The 18,399-nt window shown below is 65.0% G+C and carries 17 protein-coding genes and 1 riboswitch; of the genes, 8 read left to right on the top strand and 9 right to left on the bottom strand.

Annotation, left to right across the window (positions count from 1 at the left end; genetic code table 11):
- Positions 1-68: 68 nt before the first annotated feature.
- Positions 69-584, top strand: a complete 516-nt coding sequence (locus tag BRA1253DRAFT_RS35445; RefSeq protein WP_007602222.1) for a DUF3455 domain-containing protein — start codon at positions 69-71, stop codon at positions 582-584.
- A gap of 4 nt (positions 585-588) precedes the next feature.
- Here the strand turns inward: BRA1253DRAFT_RS35445 and BRA1253DRAFT_RS35440 are convergent, their stop codons facing one another.
- Positions 589-1,815 (bottom strand): cyclic nucleotide-gated ion channel, encoded by a 1,227-nt coding sequence (locus BRA1253DRAFT_RS35440; RefSeq protein WP_007602221.1) that lies wholly within the window; start codon positions 1,813-1,815, stop codon positions 589-591.
- Between the two features lie 4 nt (positions 1,816-1,819).
- Positions 1,820-4,513, bottom strand: a complete 2,694-nt coding sequence (gene alaS / locus BRA1253DRAFT_RS35435; RefSeq protein ID WP_007602220.1) for an alanine--tRNA ligase — start codon at positions 4,511-4,513, stop codon at positions 1,820-1,822.
- Positions 4,514-4,735: 222 nt separating this feature from the next.
- A riboswitch (glycine riboswitch) is annotated at positions 4,736-4,825 on the top strand.
- Positions 4,826-4,967: 142 nt separating this feature from the next.
- Between alaS and gcvT the strand changes: the two genes are divergently transcribed.
- From gcvT to gcvP, 3 genes are all read left to right on the top strand, one after another.
- Positions 4,968-6,116 (top strand): glycine cleavage system aminomethyltransferase GcvT, encoded by a 1,149-nt coding sequence (gene gcvT / locus BRA1253DRAFT_RS35430; RefSeq protein WP_007602219.1) that lies wholly within the window; start codon positions 4,968-4,970, stop codon positions 6,114-6,116.
- Between the two features lie 11 nt (positions 6,117-6,127).
- A complete protein-coding gene (gene gcvH / locus BRA1253DRAFT_RS35425) occupies positions 6,128-6,496 on the top strand; it encodes a glycine cleavage system protein GcvH (protein ID WP_007602218.1) in 369 nt (122 codons plus the stop codon).
- 181 nt (positions 6,497-6,677) lie between these two features.
- A complete protein-coding gene (gene gcvP, locus BRA1253DRAFT_RS35420; protein WP_007602217.1) occupies positions 6,678-9,542 on the top strand; it encodes an aminomethyl-transferring glycine dehydrogenase in 2,865 nt (954 codons plus the stop codon).
- Positions 9,543-9,807: 265 nt separating this feature from the next.
- Here the strand turns inward: gcvP and BRA1253DRAFT_RS35415 are convergent, their stop codons facing one another.
- Positions 9,808-10,782, bottom strand: coding sequence for a hypothetical protein (locus BRA1253DRAFT_RS35415; RefSeq protein ID WP_007602215.1), 975 nt, complete (start codon positions 10,780-10,782; stop codon positions 9,808-9,810).
- Between the two features lie 105 nt (positions 10,783-10,887).
- Positions 10,888-11,976 (bottom strand): recombinase RecA, encoded by a 1,089-nt coding sequence (recA, locus tag BRA1253DRAFT_RS35410; protein ID WP_007602214.1) that lies wholly within the window; start codon positions 11,974-11,976, stop codon positions 10,888-10,890.
- A gap of 291 nt (positions 11,977-12,267) precedes the next feature.
- Between recA and BRA1253DRAFT_RS43075 the strand changes: the two genes are divergently transcribed.
- Entirely contained in the window at positions 12,268-12,435 is a 168-nt protein-coding gene (locus BRA1253DRAFT_RS43075; protein ID WP_007602213.1) for a hypothetical protein, read from the top strand.
- A 701-nt stretch (positions 12,436-13,136) separates the two neighbouring features.
- On the opposite strand, the gene BRA1253DRAFT_RS35405 is transcribed toward BRA1253DRAFT_RS43075, so the two are convergent.
- Positions 13,137-13,394 (bottom strand): DUF2798 domain-containing protein, encoded by a 258-nt coding sequence (locus tag BRA1253DRAFT_RS35405; RefSeq protein WP_007602209.1) that lies wholly within the window; start codon positions 13,392-13,394, stop codon positions 13,137-13,139.
- Positions 13,395-13,654: 260 nt separating this feature from the next.
- On the opposite strand from BRA1253DRAFT_RS35405, the gene BRA1253DRAFT_RS35400 reads away from it, so the two are divergent.
- Together BRA1253DRAFT_RS35400 and BRA1253DRAFT_RS35395 are read left to right on the top strand one after the other, a co-directional pair.
- The gene (locus BRA1253DRAFT_RS35400; RefSeq protein ID WP_007602208.1) at positions 13,655-13,843 is read left to right on the top strand and encodes a hypothetical protein; all 189 of its coding nucleotides are present in this window, start codon (positions 13,655-13,657) and stop codon (positions 13,841-13,843) included.
- A 162-nt stretch (positions 13,844-14,005) separates the two neighbouring features.
- Positions 14,006-14,239 carry a hypothetical protein gene (locus tag BRA1253DRAFT_RS35395; protein WP_007602207.1) on the top strand — a complete coding sequence of 78 codons (234 nt, stop codon included), beginning with the start codon at positions 14,006-14,008 and terminating at the stop codon, positions 14,237-14,239.
- A 9-nt stretch (positions 14,240-14,248) separates the two neighbouring features.
- Here BRA1253DRAFT_RS35395 and BRA1253DRAFT_RS35390 read toward each other — a convergent pair whose 3' ends face one another.
- On the bottom strand, positions 14,249-14,503 hold the full coding sequence (locus tag BRA1253DRAFT_RS35390; RefSeq protein WP_007602206.1) for a hypothetical protein: 255 nt from the start codon (positions 14,501-14,503) through the stop codon (positions 14,249-14,251).
- Positions 14,504-14,607: 104 nt separating this feature from the next.
- Complete coding sequence (locus BRA1253DRAFT_RS35385; RefSeq protein ID WP_007602205.1) at positions 14,608-14,919, bottom strand: hypothetical protein; 312 nt, start codon at positions 14,917-14,919, stop codon at positions 14,608-14,610.
- 361 nt (positions 14,920-15,280) lie between these two features.
- Here BRA1253DRAFT_RS35385 and BRA1253DRAFT_RS35375 point away from each other — a divergent pair, with 361 nt between their 5' ends.
- Positions 15,281-15,745 carry a PaaI family thioesterase gene (locus BRA1253DRAFT_RS35375; protein ID WP_007602203.1) on the top strand — a complete coding sequence of 155 codons (465 nt, stop codon included), beginning with the start codon at positions 15,281-15,283 and terminating at the stop codon, positions 15,743-15,745.
- A gap of 112 nt (positions 15,746-15,857) precedes the next feature.
- Here the strand turns inward: BRA1253DRAFT_RS35375 and BRA1253DRAFT_RS35370 are convergent, their stop codons facing one another.
- A complete protein-coding gene (locus BRA1253DRAFT_RS35370) occupies positions 15,858-16,151 on the bottom strand; it encodes an HdeA/HdeB family chaperone (RefSeq protein ID WP_007602202.1) in 294 nt (97 codons plus the stop codon).
- A 224-nt stretch (positions 16,152-16,375) separates the two neighbouring features.
- On the bottom strand, positions 16,376-18,391 hold the full coding sequence (locus tag BRA1253DRAFT_RS35365; protein ID WP_051058491.1) for a pyrroloquinoline quinone-dependent dehydrogenase: 2,016 nt from the start codon (positions 18,389-18,391) through the stop codon (positions 16,376-16,378).
- Between the last annotated feature and the right edge of the window lie 8 nt (positions 18,392-18,399).

Here is an 18,399-nt window from a genome sequence, read left to right as displayed (position 1 = left end):
GAGAGATACTGGATTGCTTCGTCGCAAGAGCTCCTCGCAATGACGAGACTTTTGCCTGAGGAAGCACCATGACGACACTCAAGAGTCTTGCGTTTGCAGTTCTCGTGCTGACCAGCACGCCCGCATTCGCCGCCGACCCGCTCCCCGACGCTATCGCCGCGCCCGGCGAGACAGTCGTGCTCAGCGTCCACGCCGAGGGCGCGCAGGTCTACGAGTGCAAGGCCGGCACCGACGGCAAGCTCGCCTGGGCCTTCCGCGAGCCGATCGCGACGCTGCTGTCCGAGGGCAAGACGGTTGGCCGGCACTATGCCGGGCCGAACTGGGAGCACGCCGACGGCAGCGCCGTGGTGGGCAAGATGACCGGCAGACTGGCGATCGGCAACGCGTCGGGCAAGACCACGGACATCCCGTGGCTCAAATTGGAGGTGACCTCCCGCCGCGGCAGCGGCGTCCTCGGCGATGTCACGACGGTCCAGCGTATTCATACGCACGGCGGCTGGTTGGACGACGGCCCTTGCGAAAAAGCCGGCAACTTTCAAAGTGTGCCCTACTCGGCCGACTACGTCTTCCTGAAGAAGGGTTGAGCCCTCAGCGGTCGGCGCCTTCGCGCTCCGCCTGCGCCAGCTCCGCCACGGCAAGGTCGCCGCTGCCCTCCAGCCGCGCCTTCGCCGTGTTGTGGACGTGCGCGGCGAGCGTCGGCATGCGTTCGATCAGGGCGTGAAAGTCCTGGGCGTCGAGCACCAGCAGCCGGGTCTTGCGTGTCGCCGTCACCGTGCCGCTGCGTTTTGTTTTATGCAGCAGCGCGATCTCGCCGAAGAAGGTGCCATCCGCGAGCCGCACCTGCTGGTTCGGCAGCGCGATCTCGACCTCGCCGGCGGTGATGAAGTACATCGACGAAGCCGCATCGCCCCGCCGCACCAATATCTCGCCCTGCTCGATGGTGCGCGCCCGCAGCAGCCGCATGATGTCGGCGATCTCGGATGCGCTGAGATGCGAGAACAGCGGCACCCGCGCCAGCATGCCCCAGGTGACCACGAAGTCGCGCCGTTTCACCTCTTCCGCAAAGGCCGTCGAGATGATCGCGACCGGCAGCGCGATCATGGCAAAGCCGCTGATGATGGTAAAGACGGAGATGAACTTTCCGAGCGCCGTCACCGGCACGACGTCGCCATAGCCGACGGTGCCGAGCGTCACGATCGCCCACCACATCGCCTGCGGAATGGTGCCGAGCTTGTCGGGCTGCACGTCGCGCTCGATGGCGTAGAGCAGCGAGGCAAACGTCAGAACCGCGCCGATCAGGATGACGATGCAGCCGATCAGCGCCCGCCGCTCGGCGTGCACGGCCGCGAGCAGCGAACGCATCGCCGGCGAGTACCGCACCAGCTTGAAGAACGGCAGCACGCCGAGGGCTGCCAGCGTCGCATGCCGGCCCGTAGCGAGCACGACCGCAGCCGGCAGGAACGCGAGCAGATCGATGATGCCGAGTGCGGAGAACACATAGCCGAGCCGGTCGGACAGCGCGGACGCCGTGCGCTGGGTATGGCCCGCCACCGTCCACAGCCGCGCGGCATATTCCAGCGCGAATACGATCACGGAGAGGATGGAGATGCCCGCGAATAGCGCGCCGAACTGCGCATCCAGCTCCGGCACCGAGGCAAGGATCATCGCAGCGACGTCCAGCACGATGACGCCGATGACCAGCTGGATGAAGCGCGACCCGACCGAGTAGGCCAGCGGATCGTGCTCCAGCAATTCGTAGAGGCGATCCCTCAGATTGGGATCAGTTGAGCCACGCCCTCGCGGAACGGGGCGCACCTGGCTACGCGCCGGCCGATTTTTGTTCAGTCATGGCTTTTTCGATCGCCGTGAGCGCCGCGGCCGCATTCGCGCCATCGGGGCCGCCGGCCTGGGCCATGTCGGGCCGGCCGCCGCCGCCCTTGCCGCCGAGCGCTTCGGAGGCGACCTTCACCAGATTGACCGCATTGAAGCGCGAGGTGAGATCCGCGGTGACGCCGACCACGACGCCGGCCTTGCCGTCCTCGGTCACGCCGACGATGGCGACGACGCCGGAGCCGATCTGCTTCTTGCCGTCGTCGGCAAGGCTCTTGAGATCCTTCATCTCGATGCCCTCGACCGCGCGCGCCATCAGCTTGACGTCGCCGACCTCGCGCACGCCGGAGGCCGCGCCGTTGCTCGCAGCCGCACCGCCGCCCATCGCGAGTTTCTTGCGGGCGTCGGAGAGTTCGCGCTCGAGCTTCTTGCGCTCCTCCATCAGGGCACTGATGCGCGCCGGGACGTCGTCGATCGAGGTGCGCAGTTCGTTGGCCGCCGTCTTCGCCAGCGCCATGGTCTCGTTGGCGTGCTTGCGCGCGTAGTTGCCGGTCAGCGCCTCGATGCGGCGCACGCCGGAGGCAACCGCGCTCTCGCCGGTCAGCGTGATCAGGCCGATATCGCCGGTGCGCCTGACATGCGTGCCGCCGCAGAGTTCGACCGACCAGCCGAGCGCGTTGGCGCCGCGCTCGCGCGCGGTCCGGCCCATCGAGACGACGCGAACCTCGTCGCCATATTTCTCGCCGAACAGCGCGCGTGCGCCGGCCTCGCGGGCCTCGTCCACGCCCATGACGCGGGTCGAGACTTCGTCATTCTCCAGCACCACCTCGTTGGCGATGTCCTCGACGCGCGCGAGCTCTTCCGCCGTGATCGGCTTCGGATGCACGAAGTCGAAACGCAGCCGATCCGGCGCGACCATCGAGCCGCGCTGGGCGATGTGATCGCCGAGCACCTGGCGCAGCGCCTCGTGGATGAGATGCGTGGCCGAGTGATGCGCGCGGATCGAAAAGCGCCTGCCGTGATCCACTTCGAGCTGCAGGGGGGTGCCGAGCTTCAGCTCGCCGCTCTCGACCGTGCCGACGTGAACGAAGAAATCGCCGAGCTTCTTCTGCGTATCGGTGACGCGGAATTTGATGCCGCCCTCGCCCGTCAATACGCCGGTGTCGCCGACCTGGCCGCCCGACTCCGCGTAGAACGGCGTCTGGTTCAGCACGATCGCGCCGGTGTCGCCGGCCTTGAGACTCGTGGCTTCCTTGCCGTCCTTGACCAGCGCGGTCACCACGCCTTCGGCGCTCTCGGTCTCGTAACCCAGGAATTCGGTTGCGCCGAGCTTCTCACGCAGCGGGAACCAGATCGCCTCGGAAGCCGCTTCGCCAGACCCCTTCCAGGATTCGCGCGCCTTGGCCTTCTGACGCTCCATCGCGTCGGTGAAGGAGGCCTGGTCGACGCTGATGCCGCGCGACTTCAGCGCGTCCTGCGTCAAATCGAGCGGGAAGCCATAGGTGTCGTACAGCGTGAAGGCGACGTCGCCGTCGAACATGTCGCCCTTCTTTAAGGAAGCGCTCTTCTCGTCGAGAATGGCGAGGCCGCGCGTCAGCGTCTTGCGGAAGCGGGTCTCTTCCAGCCGCAGCGTTTCCTCGATCAAATTTTCCGCGCGCATCAGATCGGGATAGGCCTGGCCCATCTCGCGCACCAGCGCCCAGACCAGGCGATGCATCAGCGGTTCTTGCGCACCGAGCAGCTGCGCATGGCGCATCGCGCGGCGCATGATCCGGCGCAGCACATAGCCGCGGCCCTCGTTCGAGGGCAGCACGCCGTCGGCGACCAGGAAGGCCGACGAACGCAGATGGTCGGCGATGACGCGGAACGAGGCCACGGTCTTCTTGTCCGGTCCGCTTCCGAGAGCCGACGCGGTCGCGTCGATCAAATGACGGAACAGGTCGGTCTCGAACACGCTGTCGACGCCCTGCATGATGCAGGCCATGCGCTCCAGCCCCATGCCGGTGTCGATCGAGGGACGCGGCAGCGGCACGCGCTCCTCCTTCGTCACCTGCTCGTACTGCATGAACACCAGATTCCAGAATTCGAGGAAGCGATCGCCGTCCTCCTCCGGCGAGCCCGGAGGCCCGCCCCAGATGTGCTCGCCGCGATCGATGAAGATCTCCGAGCACGGGCCGCACGGGCCGGTGTCGCCCATCGCCCAGAAATTGTCCGAGGTCGGGATGCGGATAATGCGATCCTCGGAGAAGCCGGCGATCTTCTTCCACAGTCCGGCCGCCTCGTCGTCGGTGTGATAGACCGTGACGAGCAGCTTGTCCTTCTTGAGCCCGTATTCCTTGGTGATCAGCTTCCAGGCCAGCTCGATCGCGCGCTCCTTGAAATAGTCGCCGAACGAGAAGTTGCCGAGCATCTCGAAGAAGGTGAGATGGCGCGCGGTGTAGCCGACATTGTCGAGGTCGTTGTGCTTGCCGCCGGCGCGCACGCATTTCTGCGAGGTGGTGGCGCGCTGATAGGGCCGCTTCTCGACGCCGGTGAAGACGTTCTTGAACTGCACCATGCCGGCATTGGTGAACATCAACGTCGGATCGTTGCGCGGCACCAATGGCGAGGACGACACGATCTCGTGGCCGTTCTCGGCAAAGAAGTTCAGAAAGGTCGACCTGATCTCGTTGACGCCGCTCATGTTCATCCAATCGGGTGTGCTTGTACCCGCCTTCCAGCCATCCAAACCGCGAGTTTAGGCTGATATCTGCGGGTCAAGCGCTTTTAGACAAGGCCAGCTTCGCTGTCCAGAAACTGTGCAGACAGATCAAGGCGTTGCCGCAGATGCGCAATCCCGTTGGAAAGCCGCCGATGCCGCGTTGACAGGCTTGGCCGGCCTGTGGTCTTTACCTATCTGTATCGTACGGCCACGTCGGGAGAGACCGGCACCTGGTGCCGGCGCCGAAGGAGCAACCGCCCCGGAAACTCTCAGGCAAAAGGACCGCGTGGCTTTGACAGCATCTGGAAAGAGGCGCCGACCGGCTTAACCCGGATGGCGTCCGCCGACGGGATAATACTCTCAGGCACAGCGACAGATGGGGCTTCGACTGGTGTCCACGGGAAATCGTTCCCGGGGAACCGCCGAGGGCCCCCCGATGCTTGCGCGTGACGACAAAGACTCCCTGAAACGCACCCCTCTTTACGACCTGCATGTCTCGCTCGGCGGCAAGATGGTGCCGTTCGCGGGCTATGACATGCCGGTGCAATATCCGGCCGGAGTCCTGAAAGAGCACCTTCATACCCGCAACGCAGCCGGCCTGTTCGACGTCTCTCACATGGGCCAGATCGCACTCAGGCCGAGATCGGGCAAGGTCGAGGACGCCGCCCGCGCGCTGGAACGGCTGGTGCCGCAGGATATTTTGGCGATCGCGCCGGGCCGGCAGCGCTACGCCCAGTTCACCAATGCCGAGGGCGGGATTCTGGACGATCTGATGGTCGCCAATTTCGGCGATCACCTGTTCCTGGTCGTCAACGCCGCCTGCAAGGCCGAGGACGAGGCGCATCTGCGCGCGAATCTGTCCGACGCCTGCGTCATCGATTCGCTGGCCGACCGCGCGCTGATCGCGCTGCAAGGGCCGAAGGCGGAATCCGTGCTGGCGAAATTATGTGCAGAGGCGCCCGCCATGAAGTTCATGGATTCGGGCCCGCACAAGGTCGCCGGCCTCGACTGCTTCGTCTCGCGCTCCGGCTATACCGGCGAAGACGGATTCGAGATTTCGGTTCCTGCCGGCGGCGCCGAGCGGCTCGCCAGGGCCCTGCTGGACAATCCGGACGTCATGCCGATCGGGCTCGGCGCCCGTGACAGCCTGCGGCTCGAAGGCGGGCTTTGTCTTTACGGCCACGACATCGATACCGCGACCACGCCGGTCGAGGCCGCACTGGAATGGTCGGTGCAGAAGAGTCGCCGCACCGGCGGCGCGCGTGCCGGCGGCTTCCCCGGCGCGGAAAAGATTCTCGCTCATTTCGATCACGGCGCATCCCGCCGCCGTGTCGGCCTGCGCACCGAGGGCCGCGCGCCGGTGCGCGAGGGCGCGCTGCTGTTTGCGGACGCAACCTCCAGCGAGCCGATCGGAAAGGTCACCTCGGGCGGCTTCGGCCCGAGCCTGAATGCGCCGGTCGCGATGGGCTATGTGCCCACGAGCCTGAGCGCGCTCGACACAAAACTCTTCGCCGAGGTGCGCGGCCAACGCCTGGCCGTGCAAATCGCCGCCATGCCCTTCGTGAAAAACACCTACAAACGCTGAGGACTGAGAAAATGACCACGACGCTGTACACCACCGACCACGAATGGCTCGCGATCGACGGCGATGTCGCCACCGTCGGCATCACCGACTACGCGCAATCGCAGCTCGGCGACGTCGTGTTCATCGAATTGCCCAAGCTCGGCCGCACGCTGAAGAAGGCCGAACCCGCCGCCGTCGTGGAGTCCGTCAAGGCCGCATCGGACGTCTACGCGCCTGTTAGCGGTGAGGTGCTCGAGACCAACCCCGAGCTCGCGAGCGAGCCGGCGCTGGTAAACTCGGACGCGCAGGGCAAGGCGTGGTTCTTCAAGATCAAGATGGCCGACAAGAGCGAGCTCGGCGGTCTGATGGACGAAGCGGCGTACAAGGCCCACACGGCGTGAGATGATGCGAACTCTGACCTCATATTCGGTGTCATCGTCCGCGAAGGCGGACGATCCAGTACGCCGCGGCCCATCGGCCCTAGCCGAAGCGGCTGCGTTTACTGGATGCCCCGCCCCCGTGCGCAAGTGCGCACTAGGCGGGGCATGACGGCGACAAGAACATCTGAAGCGAGGACCCATGATGACCGCACACCGCAAATCCAACGGCGACACCAGCAGCTTCGTTCGCCGCCACATCGGCCCCTCCACGCGCGACGTCACCGCGATGCTCGAGGCCGTCGGCGCGAACAGCGTCGATGCGCTGATGGCGCAGACGCTTCCCGCTTCGATCCGGCAGGCCGCCCCACTCGATCTCGGCAAGCCGCTCAGCGAGACCGAGGCGATCGCGCATATGGCCGAACTCGCCGCCCAGAACCAGGTCTTCACTTCGTTGATTGGCCAGGGCTATTCCGGCACGATCTTGCCTGCGGTGATCCAGCGCAACATCTTGGAGAACCCGGCCTGGTACACGGCGTACACGCCCTACCAGCCCGAGATCAGCCAGGGCCGGCTCGAGGCGCTGCTCAACTTCCAGACCATGATCTGCGACCTCACCGGGCTCGACGTCGCGAACGCCTCGCTGCTCGACGAAGCCACCGCGGCCGCCGAAGCGATGGCGCTCGCGGAGCGGCACTCGCGGGTCGAAGCAAAGGCCTTTTTCGTCGACAAGGACGTGCATCCGCAGACACTCGCCGTGATGCGCACCCGCGCGGAGCCGCTGGGCTGGACCCTGGTCGTCGGTGATCCCCTCACCGATCTCGACAAGACGGACGTGCTTGGCGCGCTGCTGCAATACCCGGGCTCGTCAGGCGCTGTGCGCGACCTCAGGCCCGCGATCGCCAGCCTGAAGGCCAAGGGCGCGCTTGCGATCATCGCTGCCGATCTGCTGGCGCTGACAGTGCTCGCCTCGCCCGGCGAGCTCGGCGCCGACATCGCCATCGGCTCGGCGCAACGTTTTGGCGTGCCGATGGGGTATGGCGGGCCGCACGCGGCCTATATGGCGGTGCGCGATGCGCTGAAGCGTTCGCTGCCCGGCCGCATCGTCGGCCTCTCCGTGGACTCGCGCGGGATGCCTGCCTATCGCCTCGCACTGCAGACCCGTGAGCAGCACATCCGCCGCGAGAAGGCGACCTCCAACATCTGCACCGCGCAGGTGCTGCTCGCCGTGATCGCCTCGATGTATGCGGTCTATCACGGCCCCGAAGGCCTGACGCAGATCGCGCGCAATGTGCATCGCCGCACGGCGGTGCTCGCCGCGGGCCTGCGCAAGCTCGGCTTTGCGCTGCAGTCCGACAGCTTCTTCGACACGCTCAGCGTGGTTACAGGCGCGAAGCGTGCCGAGATCGTCGCGCGCGCGGCGGCCGAGAAAATCAATCTCGGTGTCGGCGACGACAGCTTGCGCATCGCGCTGGACGAGACCACCACGCCCGCGACGGTGGAAGCGGTCTGGCGCGCCTTCGGCGGCCAGCTTGCCTACGCCGAGATCGACGCGACCACGCGTGAGGCGCTGCCGGAGGCGCTCAAGCGCGCGACCTCCTTCCTCACCCACCCCGTCTTCCATGCGCATCGCTCGGAGACCGAGATGCTGCGCTACATGCGCAAGCTCAGCGATCGCGACCTCGCGCTCGACCGCGCGATGATCCCGCTCGGCTCGTGCACCATGAAGCTGAACGCGACCACCGAGATGATGCCGCTGACTTGGCCCGAGTTCGGCTCGTTGCATCCCTTCGCCCCGCGCGAGCAGGCCAAGGGCTACCACGCGCTGTTCGCGCGCCTGGAGAAGTGGCTGTGCGACATCACCGGCTATGACGCGATCTCGCTGCAGCCGAATTCGGGCGCGCAAGGCGAATATGCCGGGCTTTTGGCCATCCGCGGCTATCACGCGGCGCGTGGCGAGACGCATCGCAAGATCTGCCTGATCCCCTCCTCCGCCCACGGCACCAACCCGGCCTCGGCCGCGATGGTCGGCATGGACGTGGTGGTGGTCGCATGCGAGAAGAACGGCGACGTCGACGTCAACGATCTCCGCGCCAAGGCCGAGAAGCATTCGAACGACCTCGCCGCCGTCATGATCACCTATCCCTCGACCCATGGCGTGTTCGAGGAACATATCCGCGAGATCTGCGACATCGTGCATGGCCATGGCGGGCAGGTTTATCTCGACGGCGCCAACCTCAACGCGCAGGTCGGCCTGAGCAGGCCCGGCGATTACGGCGCCGATGTCAGCCATCTCAACCTGCACAAGACCTTCTGCATCCCGCATGGCGGCGGCGGCCCGGGCATGGGCCCGATCGGCGTCAAGGCGCACCTCGCCCCGTTCCTGCCGGGGCATCCAGCGGCGAACGGGGATGCGCCGGTCGGCCCAGTCTCGGCAGCGCCGTTCGGCTCAGCCTCGATCCTGACCATCTCCTACATCTACATCCTGATGATGGGCGGCGAAGGCCTCAAGCGCGCCACCGAGATCGCGATCCTCAACGCCAACTACGTCGCAGCAAGGCTCGATGCGCACTTCCCGGTTCTCTACAGGAACGAAAAGGGCCGCGTCGCGCATGAGTGCATCGTCGATCCCCGCGCGCTGAAGACGACCTCAGGCGTCACCGTCGACGACATCGCAAAGCGCCTGATCGACTACGGCTTCCACGCGCCGACCATGAGCTTCCCGGTGCCGGGCACGCTGATGATCGAGCCGACCGAATCGGAATCCAAGGCGGAGCTCGATCGCTTCTGCGATGCCATGATCGCGATCCGCAAGGAAATCGCCGAGGTCGAAGGCGGCCGCTTCAAGATCGAGGCCTCGCCGCTCCGTCACGCCCCGCACACCGTGCACGACATCGCTGACGACGATTGGAAGCGCGCCTACACCCGCGCCGAAGGCTGCTTCCCCGCGGGCACCTCGCGCAACGACAAATACTGGTCCCCGGTCGGGCGCGTCGACAATGTCTATGGCGACCGCAATCTGGTGTGCTCGTGCCCGCCGGTGAGCGATTACGCGGAGGCGGCGGAGTAAGACGCTGCGTAGGATGGGTAGAGCGCAGCGAAACCCATCACTGCATTCCGTTCTAAGGATGGAAAGTGCGATGGGTTTCGCTTCGCTCTACCCATCCTACAGCCTACGGCAGACGATTTTATTTATCTAAGGCCCACGGTCCCCAGACCATTCGGCGCTCGATCGCAATCACGAGGTCGGCAAAGCCCGCCCGTTGAATGGCGCCGGCGATGGACGAGTCAGTCGTGATAACGAGCCGTGTCATGCTCGCAGCCTCAAGGTTTCGTCAAACATGGCCGTAACGCCACAGCCGATCATTGGTCAGATGCGTGCCGCCCCACCAGCGGTCGATCGGAGTGTGGCGACTGAAATCCTCCTGGTGGGCCAGGACAGCCTCCCCGAACTCCGTCAGTGACAGTCGGCTGCGTACATATGCGGCGTGGCGATCCCTGTGATTCTCGCGATCGATTGTCCGCAGTTCGTCGTCCAATCCGGCCACTGCGGGCCTGGGGCCGAGCGCGAGCCCGTCGAGCAACCGACCCAACTCAGTCTCTCCAAACACGAACGTGCGCCGATGCGAGCGCAGGTGAAACAACGAACCCGTGTTCGCAAACCCTCTGGCAAGCATCTCCAAGAACCGCATCTCGGTCGCACCGAGTCCGGTCGAAGGCGACGGGAGTTCTGCCAAGAGATCGAGCAAGGCCGGGCGCAGCATCAGCAATGCACTGAGATCCTGGTGAAGGAGATCGACGCACGCCTCAGGGGTCATCGCGCGGTAGGCCGACCACGCCAACCGGGCAGTCTCGAATTCCTGGGCCCTAATAGGCACGACATGAATGTGCGGCTCGGATGCAGCGAGATCCTCACCGTGTGCTGTCGTCAGCTCGGATGAGACGAGTCGAAGTCTAAGCTTTGGCACCAGCGAGGAGCAGGAGCTGAGGTGGTCCAGCAGGCAGACGAGCTGCAATTGATCCCGGGGAGCTGGATCGAACCAAAGTTCAACCACGTCATATTGCTCGCAGAAGTCCGCAAGGGACAAGTCTTTGCGGTCCTTGATGCTCTTGGGCCACCGGATGGCCCAATCAGACCAATGATCACCGGGCCCGAGATTCGCCGAACGCGCCGCGAAATAGGCTACGAGCTTCTCGGGCGAGGGCAGAGGTCCCCACTCAAAGTGAAACGAGGATGAGATGACAAGCTCCGCCAACCCCGATCGTGCGAGCTCGCTTCCGGACGAACTGGTCAAGATCAGACGCTTCATCGCGCCCCCCGAGCACGACCAAACCCAAACGAAACAGGCGCCGAAGACGTCGGCAACTCAACGTCCTCAGCGCCCGCTCCTCGCGAAAAACTTTACTGTTGAAGCTTACTCGTCGCCCGGCTCCTCGCCGTCGGCGTCACGCTCGGGGCTGCCGGCGAGAATCTGTTCGGCGATCAGGCCGGAGTTCTGGCGGATCGAGGTCTCGATCTTGGCGGTGATGTCGGGGTTGGCCTTCAGAAACGCCTTCGAATTCTCGCGACCCTGGCCAAGACGCTGGCTGTCATAGGAGAACCATGCGCCGGATTTCTCGACGATGCCGGCCTTGACGCCGAGATCGAGGATCTCGCCCATCTTGGAAACGCCCTCGCCGTACATGATGTCGAACTCGACCTGCTTGAACGGCGGCGCCAGCTTGTTCTTGACGACCTTGACGCGGGTGGTGTTGCCGACCACTTCGTCGCGCTCCTTGATCGCGCCGATGCGGCGGATGTCGAGGCGAACCGAGGCATAGAATTTCAGGGCGTTGCCGCCGGTGGTGGTTTCCGGCGAGCCGTACATCACACCGATCTTCATGCGGATCTGGTTGATGAAGATCACCATGGTATTGGACTTGTTGATGGACGCCGTCAGCTTGCGCAGCGCCTGGCTCATCAGACGAGCCTGCAGACCCGGCAGAGCATCGCCCATCTCGCCCTCGAGCTCGGCCTTCGGCACCAGGGCCGCGACCGAATCGATCACCAGCACGTCGACCGCGCCGGAGCGCACCAGCGTGTCGCAGATTTCCAGCGCCTGCTCGCCGGTGTCCGGCTGCGAGATCAGGAGCTCGTCGATATTGACACCCAGCTTGCGCGCATAGACCGGGTCGAGCGCGTGCTCGGCGTCGATGAAGGCGCAGATGCCGCCCTTCTTCTGCCCTTCCGCCACCGTGTGCAGCGCCAGCGTGGTCTTGCCCGAGGATTCCGGCCCGTAGATCTCCACGACGCGCCCCTTCGGCAGGCCCCCGATCCCGAGCGCGATATCGAGCCCCAACGAGCCCGAAGAGACCGCCTCGACATCCATCGAGCGGTCGTTCTTGCCGAGCTTCATCACCGAGCCCTTGCCGAACTGCCGCTCGATCTGGGAGAGCGCGGCGGCCAGAGCTTTACTCTTGTCCATGGAAGATCCTTCGACGATACGCAGGGCAGTGGTGGACATTGGGTCGTGCTCCTTATGGCGAGGATTCGCTAGAGGGACAAACGGCTGGCGGGGCGGCGCGGCGATAAAATCAATGTACCCTATTTGTTCTAGGTTCGCAATATGTTCTTTTGCGGATTTTGGTGCTGGCCTGACGCGCATCAAAGACGGATGCCCTGCGCGCCGTCAGAATTCCGTAATCCTGCGGCACCGAACCTTTTCGCGGTCTGCGGCCTTCTCTGGGATGGGACTCTTGCATGGGAGTCTTGCATCGGACTCTTGGACGGGACCGCAACTCTGGGGACCTCAGTCATGACGAACAACACGCATCACGGTACGAACCGGCGCAATCCGCTGCTGGAGGCGGCGCGGGAGGAGATGATCAAGTTCGAGCGCAAGGAGAATGAGTTCCGCAAGAAGGATCGCGAAGAGCGCGCCGCCGAGCTCCATTTGCCGCTGGACGCGATCAAGGTTCATTAGGCCGCGAGGACGAGCGCTTAGGAGCTGACCGAGACCCGCTTGCCGACTCGGCAGGCGTCGGTGTTTGCCAGCGGCAACGCGCTGGCGACGATCCCGGAGCAGCGCCCTTTGATCTCAGGGAATCGGCACGGGAATCGGGATTCGGACGGCCATGGAGGCGAGTCCGTGCCCATATGGTATCTAAATACTACCAGTAAGCCATTGATGGCACGACGGAATTTGTGGGCGGGCTACTGTGCATGGGGTTGTTTTCGCGTTTTTGAAAGGCGCGCATGGGCCTTTCCACCCCGGAGCCGTCTCCCGGCACCCAACCCCGCCTACAGCAGAACCAGCAATCCGATGCCGATCACCAGCACTACGAAGCCAGCCGCCGTCGCGGCGGCGAATGACCGCTCTACGTTGTCCATGATGCCACCCCGTTGCCGGTGCGCCACGTTTCCCCCATGGCAGCACCGTCGCTGCGAAATCTCGCCTGCGGTTGTGTCCTGAGTTGTGCGAACGGATGTCGAAATTGGGACCGGTGCGGGGCCAGTCTGCGGCCCCCGAGCTCCGGCTTTCGCTGTCATCGCCGGGCCTTGTCAGGCTGTCGTAAGCTGAGCCGGCTAGAGTCGCCTGGCTATGGTGTTGCAGCCCAGCACCTCAGCCTCCAATAACCTTCTCCCCGCTTGGCTCTCCCAAGCGGGGTTTTTTCATGCTGATTTTCATGCCGGCCGGCCGGTTTGCGAGCCGCCCTCCTCCTGCGTCAGGCGCAGCGAGAAGGCGCGGATCGCCGGCGCTGCGAGCAGCACGATCGGCAGCATCGCCGCCCATGCGATCAGCCACGACACCAGCCAGTGCGCCAGGAAGTCCAGCGCGTTCCCTGCGGGAAGGCTGGCGATGCCCGCGGCGATCAGCGAGGTCAGTCCGGACTGGATGATTCCGAACACGAAATGAGAATAGCGGCGGGGAATGCCCGGCATGACGCGCCCATGTTGCTGACCGTCATCGGGCCAAGCAAGGCACATGCCGCCGCGTTCGGGAAGGCGCCCTGACCCATCCCAGGAACTCTGTTCTTGGCCGGAGAACCACGGAGAGGCCTCGCGCCGCCGCTGGGCGGCAGCGCGTGCGTTTGCGGGATAGCCATGCGCTATCCGGGGCTTACCGACAGATTTGGCTTTCCCTGGAATATTATGCCGCCCGGCATGTTCTCAGGGTTGGGAGTGAATCGTGGGAGAAGGCCATGAATCACAGGGGCATCGAGTTCACCGTCGCCAAGACGGCACTTCCCGGCATCTGGCAGTGGCAGTTCCGGATCGGCGAGCAGATCAAGACCGGCAGGACCGAGACCAAGATCGATCTGTTGGCGATCCGGCGGGTGCAGCTGCGCATCGATCGGGAGCTGAAGGCGATCGGGCGCAACGCGACCTGAGCGGCCGGACCGAGATCGTCGGCAGCATGGCTTGCAGGGGCGCAGCCGCGTCCATGGGGCTATTCCGTAGCCGCCCGGAATTGATCTGCCGATGGTTTGGGATTGGACTGCCCGCGAATTTGGCCGTGGGGACGGAGCCATCAGGCGCGATCGGTACGAACCATGCCGCTCTACTTCTTTCGCATCCGGAACGGCCGCTATTCCGGCTGCGCCGACCAGGCGTCGGAATTTGCCGATCGCGATTTGGCCTGGAAGGAGATGACCAACGTCTGCGCCGACATGGCCGCCGGCATCGCCCGCAAGCTCCAGGAAAATTCCGAATGGAACATGGAGCTGCTGGACGAGGCCAAGGAGCCCGTGTTCCGGATCCGCATCACATCCGAGACCTTCGAATAGGGGCCGGCCCTAATCCGCGCTGGGCAGCCGTCGCATGGTGAATTCGATGTCGCCGCCGGGCAGCTCGCGCCAAGTCTCGACCGCGCTCATATAGCCGGCCTTGGGGTAGCGGGCGAAGAAGGCCTGCGCCCTCTCCCGCGCCGCCGCGCGCGGCAGCGTGAAGGTCTCGCGCAGATAGCCGTCGCCGGCCGTCGCGCCGGGCTTGCCGCCGATCGTGCGCCGGCGCGCCATCCGCTCGGCGAGATCCCGCGGACGATCGGCCATGTTCCGCCTCCTTTACGCAATACGCTCTCGCGCAATGTAGGAAGCAGGCCGACCGAAGAGGAGTCCCGGCCGGAGGCATCAACCGCCTCCGATCGGGCAGATGGTCAATTGGCAGACGTGCCGGACTTCTTCTTCGGCGCACCGGTCGCGGCCGACGCCTTTGGCGCCGCCGCCTGCTTCGGCGGATCGGAGCGCATGCCGCCCCAGGGATCGTTGGAAGCCTTGGAATCCGGAATCTTCTTCAGCGTTTCCTTGTAGGCCTTGTCGCGCTCGGCTTCCGCGGCCTTCTCCTCGGGGGTCTTGCCAGGCCCCTCCTGCAGCAAATTGAGATTGGGCATTTGCGCATAGACCGGTCCCGCCAGCACGGTCGGTCCCGCCAGAACAGCCAGCACCGCGGCCATACGGAAAAGCTTCATCATTGGCTCCTTGATCATCCATGCGGCGCGGGTCGCCCGCGCCTTGTCGCCCCTGTCACAACCGCAGGGGCCGCTCGGCCCGCTAGAGCCGGTCCGATTTGCACGATTTCGGCGCGTGGAGCCAGTCGTCCCAGATCGGGCCGCACTTGGTGCACCCGTTCAGCAACAGGCCGAGCCCGGCCAGACAAAACACGAGGACATACCGACGCAACATCACCCACCCCATACCCACTCCGTGGCATCATACCGGGCGAAGTCAGGCATTTTCAAGCCGACCGGGACCCGCGGCAGGCCGGGTGACTTTGCCGCGCCGGTCTGCTCGGATTGCCGAACATCCGACAATACGGAGGGAACGACAGCAATGCCATCGCAGCCAGAAGCCGAGTTCGGCATCACTGAGGCCCGACGCATCCTCGGCGAGGTCTTTGCGCCCTGGGTCCAGGATCTCAACCTGTCGGTCGAGCGCATCGAGCACCTGCCGCCGCCGGACGTGCCGGACTGGCAGCCGGCAGCGCTCCTGCGCATGCCGTTCTCGGAGCGCCTGTGCCGCAACGGCGGCGTGGTCTGCGGCCAAGCGCTGATGGCGCTCGCCGACACCGCGATGGTGATCGCGAACCTCGCCGCCAACCGCGGCTATCGACCGATGACGACGGTCGACCAGACCACGCATTTCATGCGCGCGGTCTCCTCGTCGGACGTGCTGGCCGACGCCCGCGTGGTGCGGCTCGGACGCAGCATGAGCTTTGGCCGGGTCACGCTGCTCTCGGCCACCGACAACAAGCCGGTGGCGATGGTGTCGAGCGCGTTCGCGATGCTGCCGGGGTGAGTATCAGCCGAAAAGAGGAAAGCCGCGTGAGCGCAAAGCGCACCGCGGCTCTCGATGGCGTCATGTCGAGACAGGAAGCGCGATCGCGCTTCGCGCCGTCACGCGGGAGACGTTACTTGCCGAGCACTTCGTCAGCCGCCGTGACGATGCTGACGTTCGGATTTTTTCCGCAATAGCTGCCGAACTGCTTGGCGTTCTCGACGAACACGTCGGTGTCGATGATCGCGTTCTCTTCGTCGCCCTTGTACCAGCCGTCCATCCAGGTCAGCACCATCTTGATGGTGTCGTCGCCGCTCTCCAAGAACTGCTTGCAGCTCATGGTCGCGAGATCGAGCTTGGTGGCGTGGGCGGGCATGGACGACAGCGAGAGCGCTGCGGCGAACAGAAGCGAAAACGTGGTCTTCATCAATATCTCCATCGGCGCGTAGCGCCACAAAGGAACGGCTTGGGGGAAAATCGGCGGAGTGACTTCCGGTTCGACGTCGTAAACGAAATCTGAAGCGCTGTGCAAGTAGCGCCAGTATTGAATTTAGTTCAACGTAATTGGCGCAGCGAGAGGCGCATCGGCCTCGCTTTCGTACAGTAGTGCATATGATGTGAATGATGGTTCGCATCGCGCGCGATGCTGCGTCATGTTCGCGCGATACGACCTCGGCGCCGCCAGCGCAGTCCTGCAACCACGAGCGCGATAATCGCGAGCGCGATCGCCGATGATGCCGCAAAAAATCGCCCACCGGGACGATCGATGGTACGCGACCATAACGACGGCCCCTCGCCGGGCCGTGCCAGGCGAAACGCAACGACGCTGTCGCCGATCGAGGTGCCTGCCTCGGAGTGGCCGCCGGCGCCGATCGCGACATACTGCTCGCCCTTCCAGAAATAGGTCATCGGATTGGCGACGCCTGGCACGGGCAGCCGACCCTGCCACAGTTCCCTGCCGCTGCGCGCGTCGAAGGCGCGCAAATAGGCGTCCATCGCTCCGGTGAAGACGAGCCCGCCTGCCGTGACAGCGAGCCCGTTGACGAGCGGCGCACCCCACGGCAGCGGCACGCCGAGCGGGGCCAGATCCTCGGTGGTGCCGACCGTCGAACGCCAGAGGATCTTACCGGCCTTCAGATCGACCGCGACCATCTCGCCCCAGGGCGGCTTGTTGCAAAGAAACCCGAGCGGCGACATTGCCACCGCACGCGACATCGCAAACGGCGCACCATTCTGCTGGCCGAAATCATGACCGGGCGGAGGATCGAATCCGGCCGCCTCCGCCCGCGGAATCAGCTTGATGAGATGAACGGCCCGGCTGGTGTTGGCATAGAGGACCTGGTTGACGGGATCGAAGGCTGCGCTGCCCCAGTTGACGCCGCCGCCGGTGAAGGGAAACTCCAGCGTGCCTTGCGTTGAGGGTGGCGTGTACAGGCCCTCGTTGCGTGCCTCCGCAAACTGCGTCTCGCAAGCTGAGCGGCGCAGGCCAGGAACGAGCGAGAGCGCATCCTCAGTCGAGATTTTTTGCGACATCAGCGGCGGCACATGCGTCGGGAATGGCTGCGTGGGCGACAGCCGTTCGCCTTCCGCGGCCCCCTGCGGGACGCTGCGCTCCTCGACCGGCCACACCGGCTTGCCGGTATCGCGATCGAGCACGAAGACAAAACCCTGCTTGGTCGGCTGGATCACGACATCGCGCTGACCGTCTCCGCTGTCGATGCGCGTGAGCGTCGGTTGCGCCGGCAGATCGTAATCCCAGACGTCGTGATGCACGGTCTGGAATGCCCATACGAGTTCGCCGGTCTCAATGCGCAGCGCGACCACCGAATTGGCATGCTCGTTGTTGCCCGGCCGCTTGCCGCCCCAAAAATCCGGCGACGGCGAGGACGTCGGCAGGAATACCAGTCCGCGCGCCGCGTCGACCGACATCGGCGCCCAGACATTGGCGTGACCGGCTTCGATGCCGTCGCGCTTGAGCGGCTCGAACGTCCAGCGCGGCTGACCGCTACGCGCATCGAACGCGCGCACCACACCGCTCGGCGCGTCGACGCGGCGGTTGTCGCCGATCGCGGAGCCGACCACGACGACCCCGCGGCCGACCGCCGGCGGCGACGTGATCTGGAATTCGCCGGGCCATTCCAGCTTCATGCCGATATCGGGCCTGACCTCACCGCCCTCCCCGAAGCCGGCACAGGGGATGCCCGTCTTCGCATCGAGCGCGATCAGGCGCACATCGTTCGTGCCCATGAAGATGCGCGATCGACATGCGGCATCCGCAGGCGCCTCGTCGTCGATCCAGTAGGTGACGCCGCGGCAGACGTAGCGGTTGGCGGGACGCTGGTTGATTGCGATCTTCGGATCGTAGCGCCATTTCTGCGCGCCCGTGCCGGGATCGAGCGCAATCACCTCGTTGAAAGGCGAGCAGAAGACCAGGCTGTCCTCGACGAACAGCGGCGTCGCCTGGAATTTGGTTCGCCGCATCACTCCGGGCGGCCGCGCCGCGAGATCGCCCGTCTGGAATTCGAAGGCCCGAACCAGGTTGCCGACATTGTCGGGCGTGATCTCTCGCAATGGCGAGAAGCGCGAGCCACCGGGATCGCCACCCCAGCTCTCCCAGGCGAGGCCTGGCCGCGCCGAAAACAAGAGGAGCGTGATGAGAGCTGCCAAATACCGGG

This window comes from Bradyrhizobium sp. WSM1253, from assembly GCF_000244935.1.
GTDB lineage: Bacteria > Pseudomonadota > Alphaproteobacteria > Rhizobiales > Xanthobacteraceae > Bradyrhizobium > Bradyrhizobium canariense.
The sequence above is the reverse complement of the archived record's forward strand: the minus strand, read 5'-3'. Positions and strand labels throughout refer to the sequence as shown.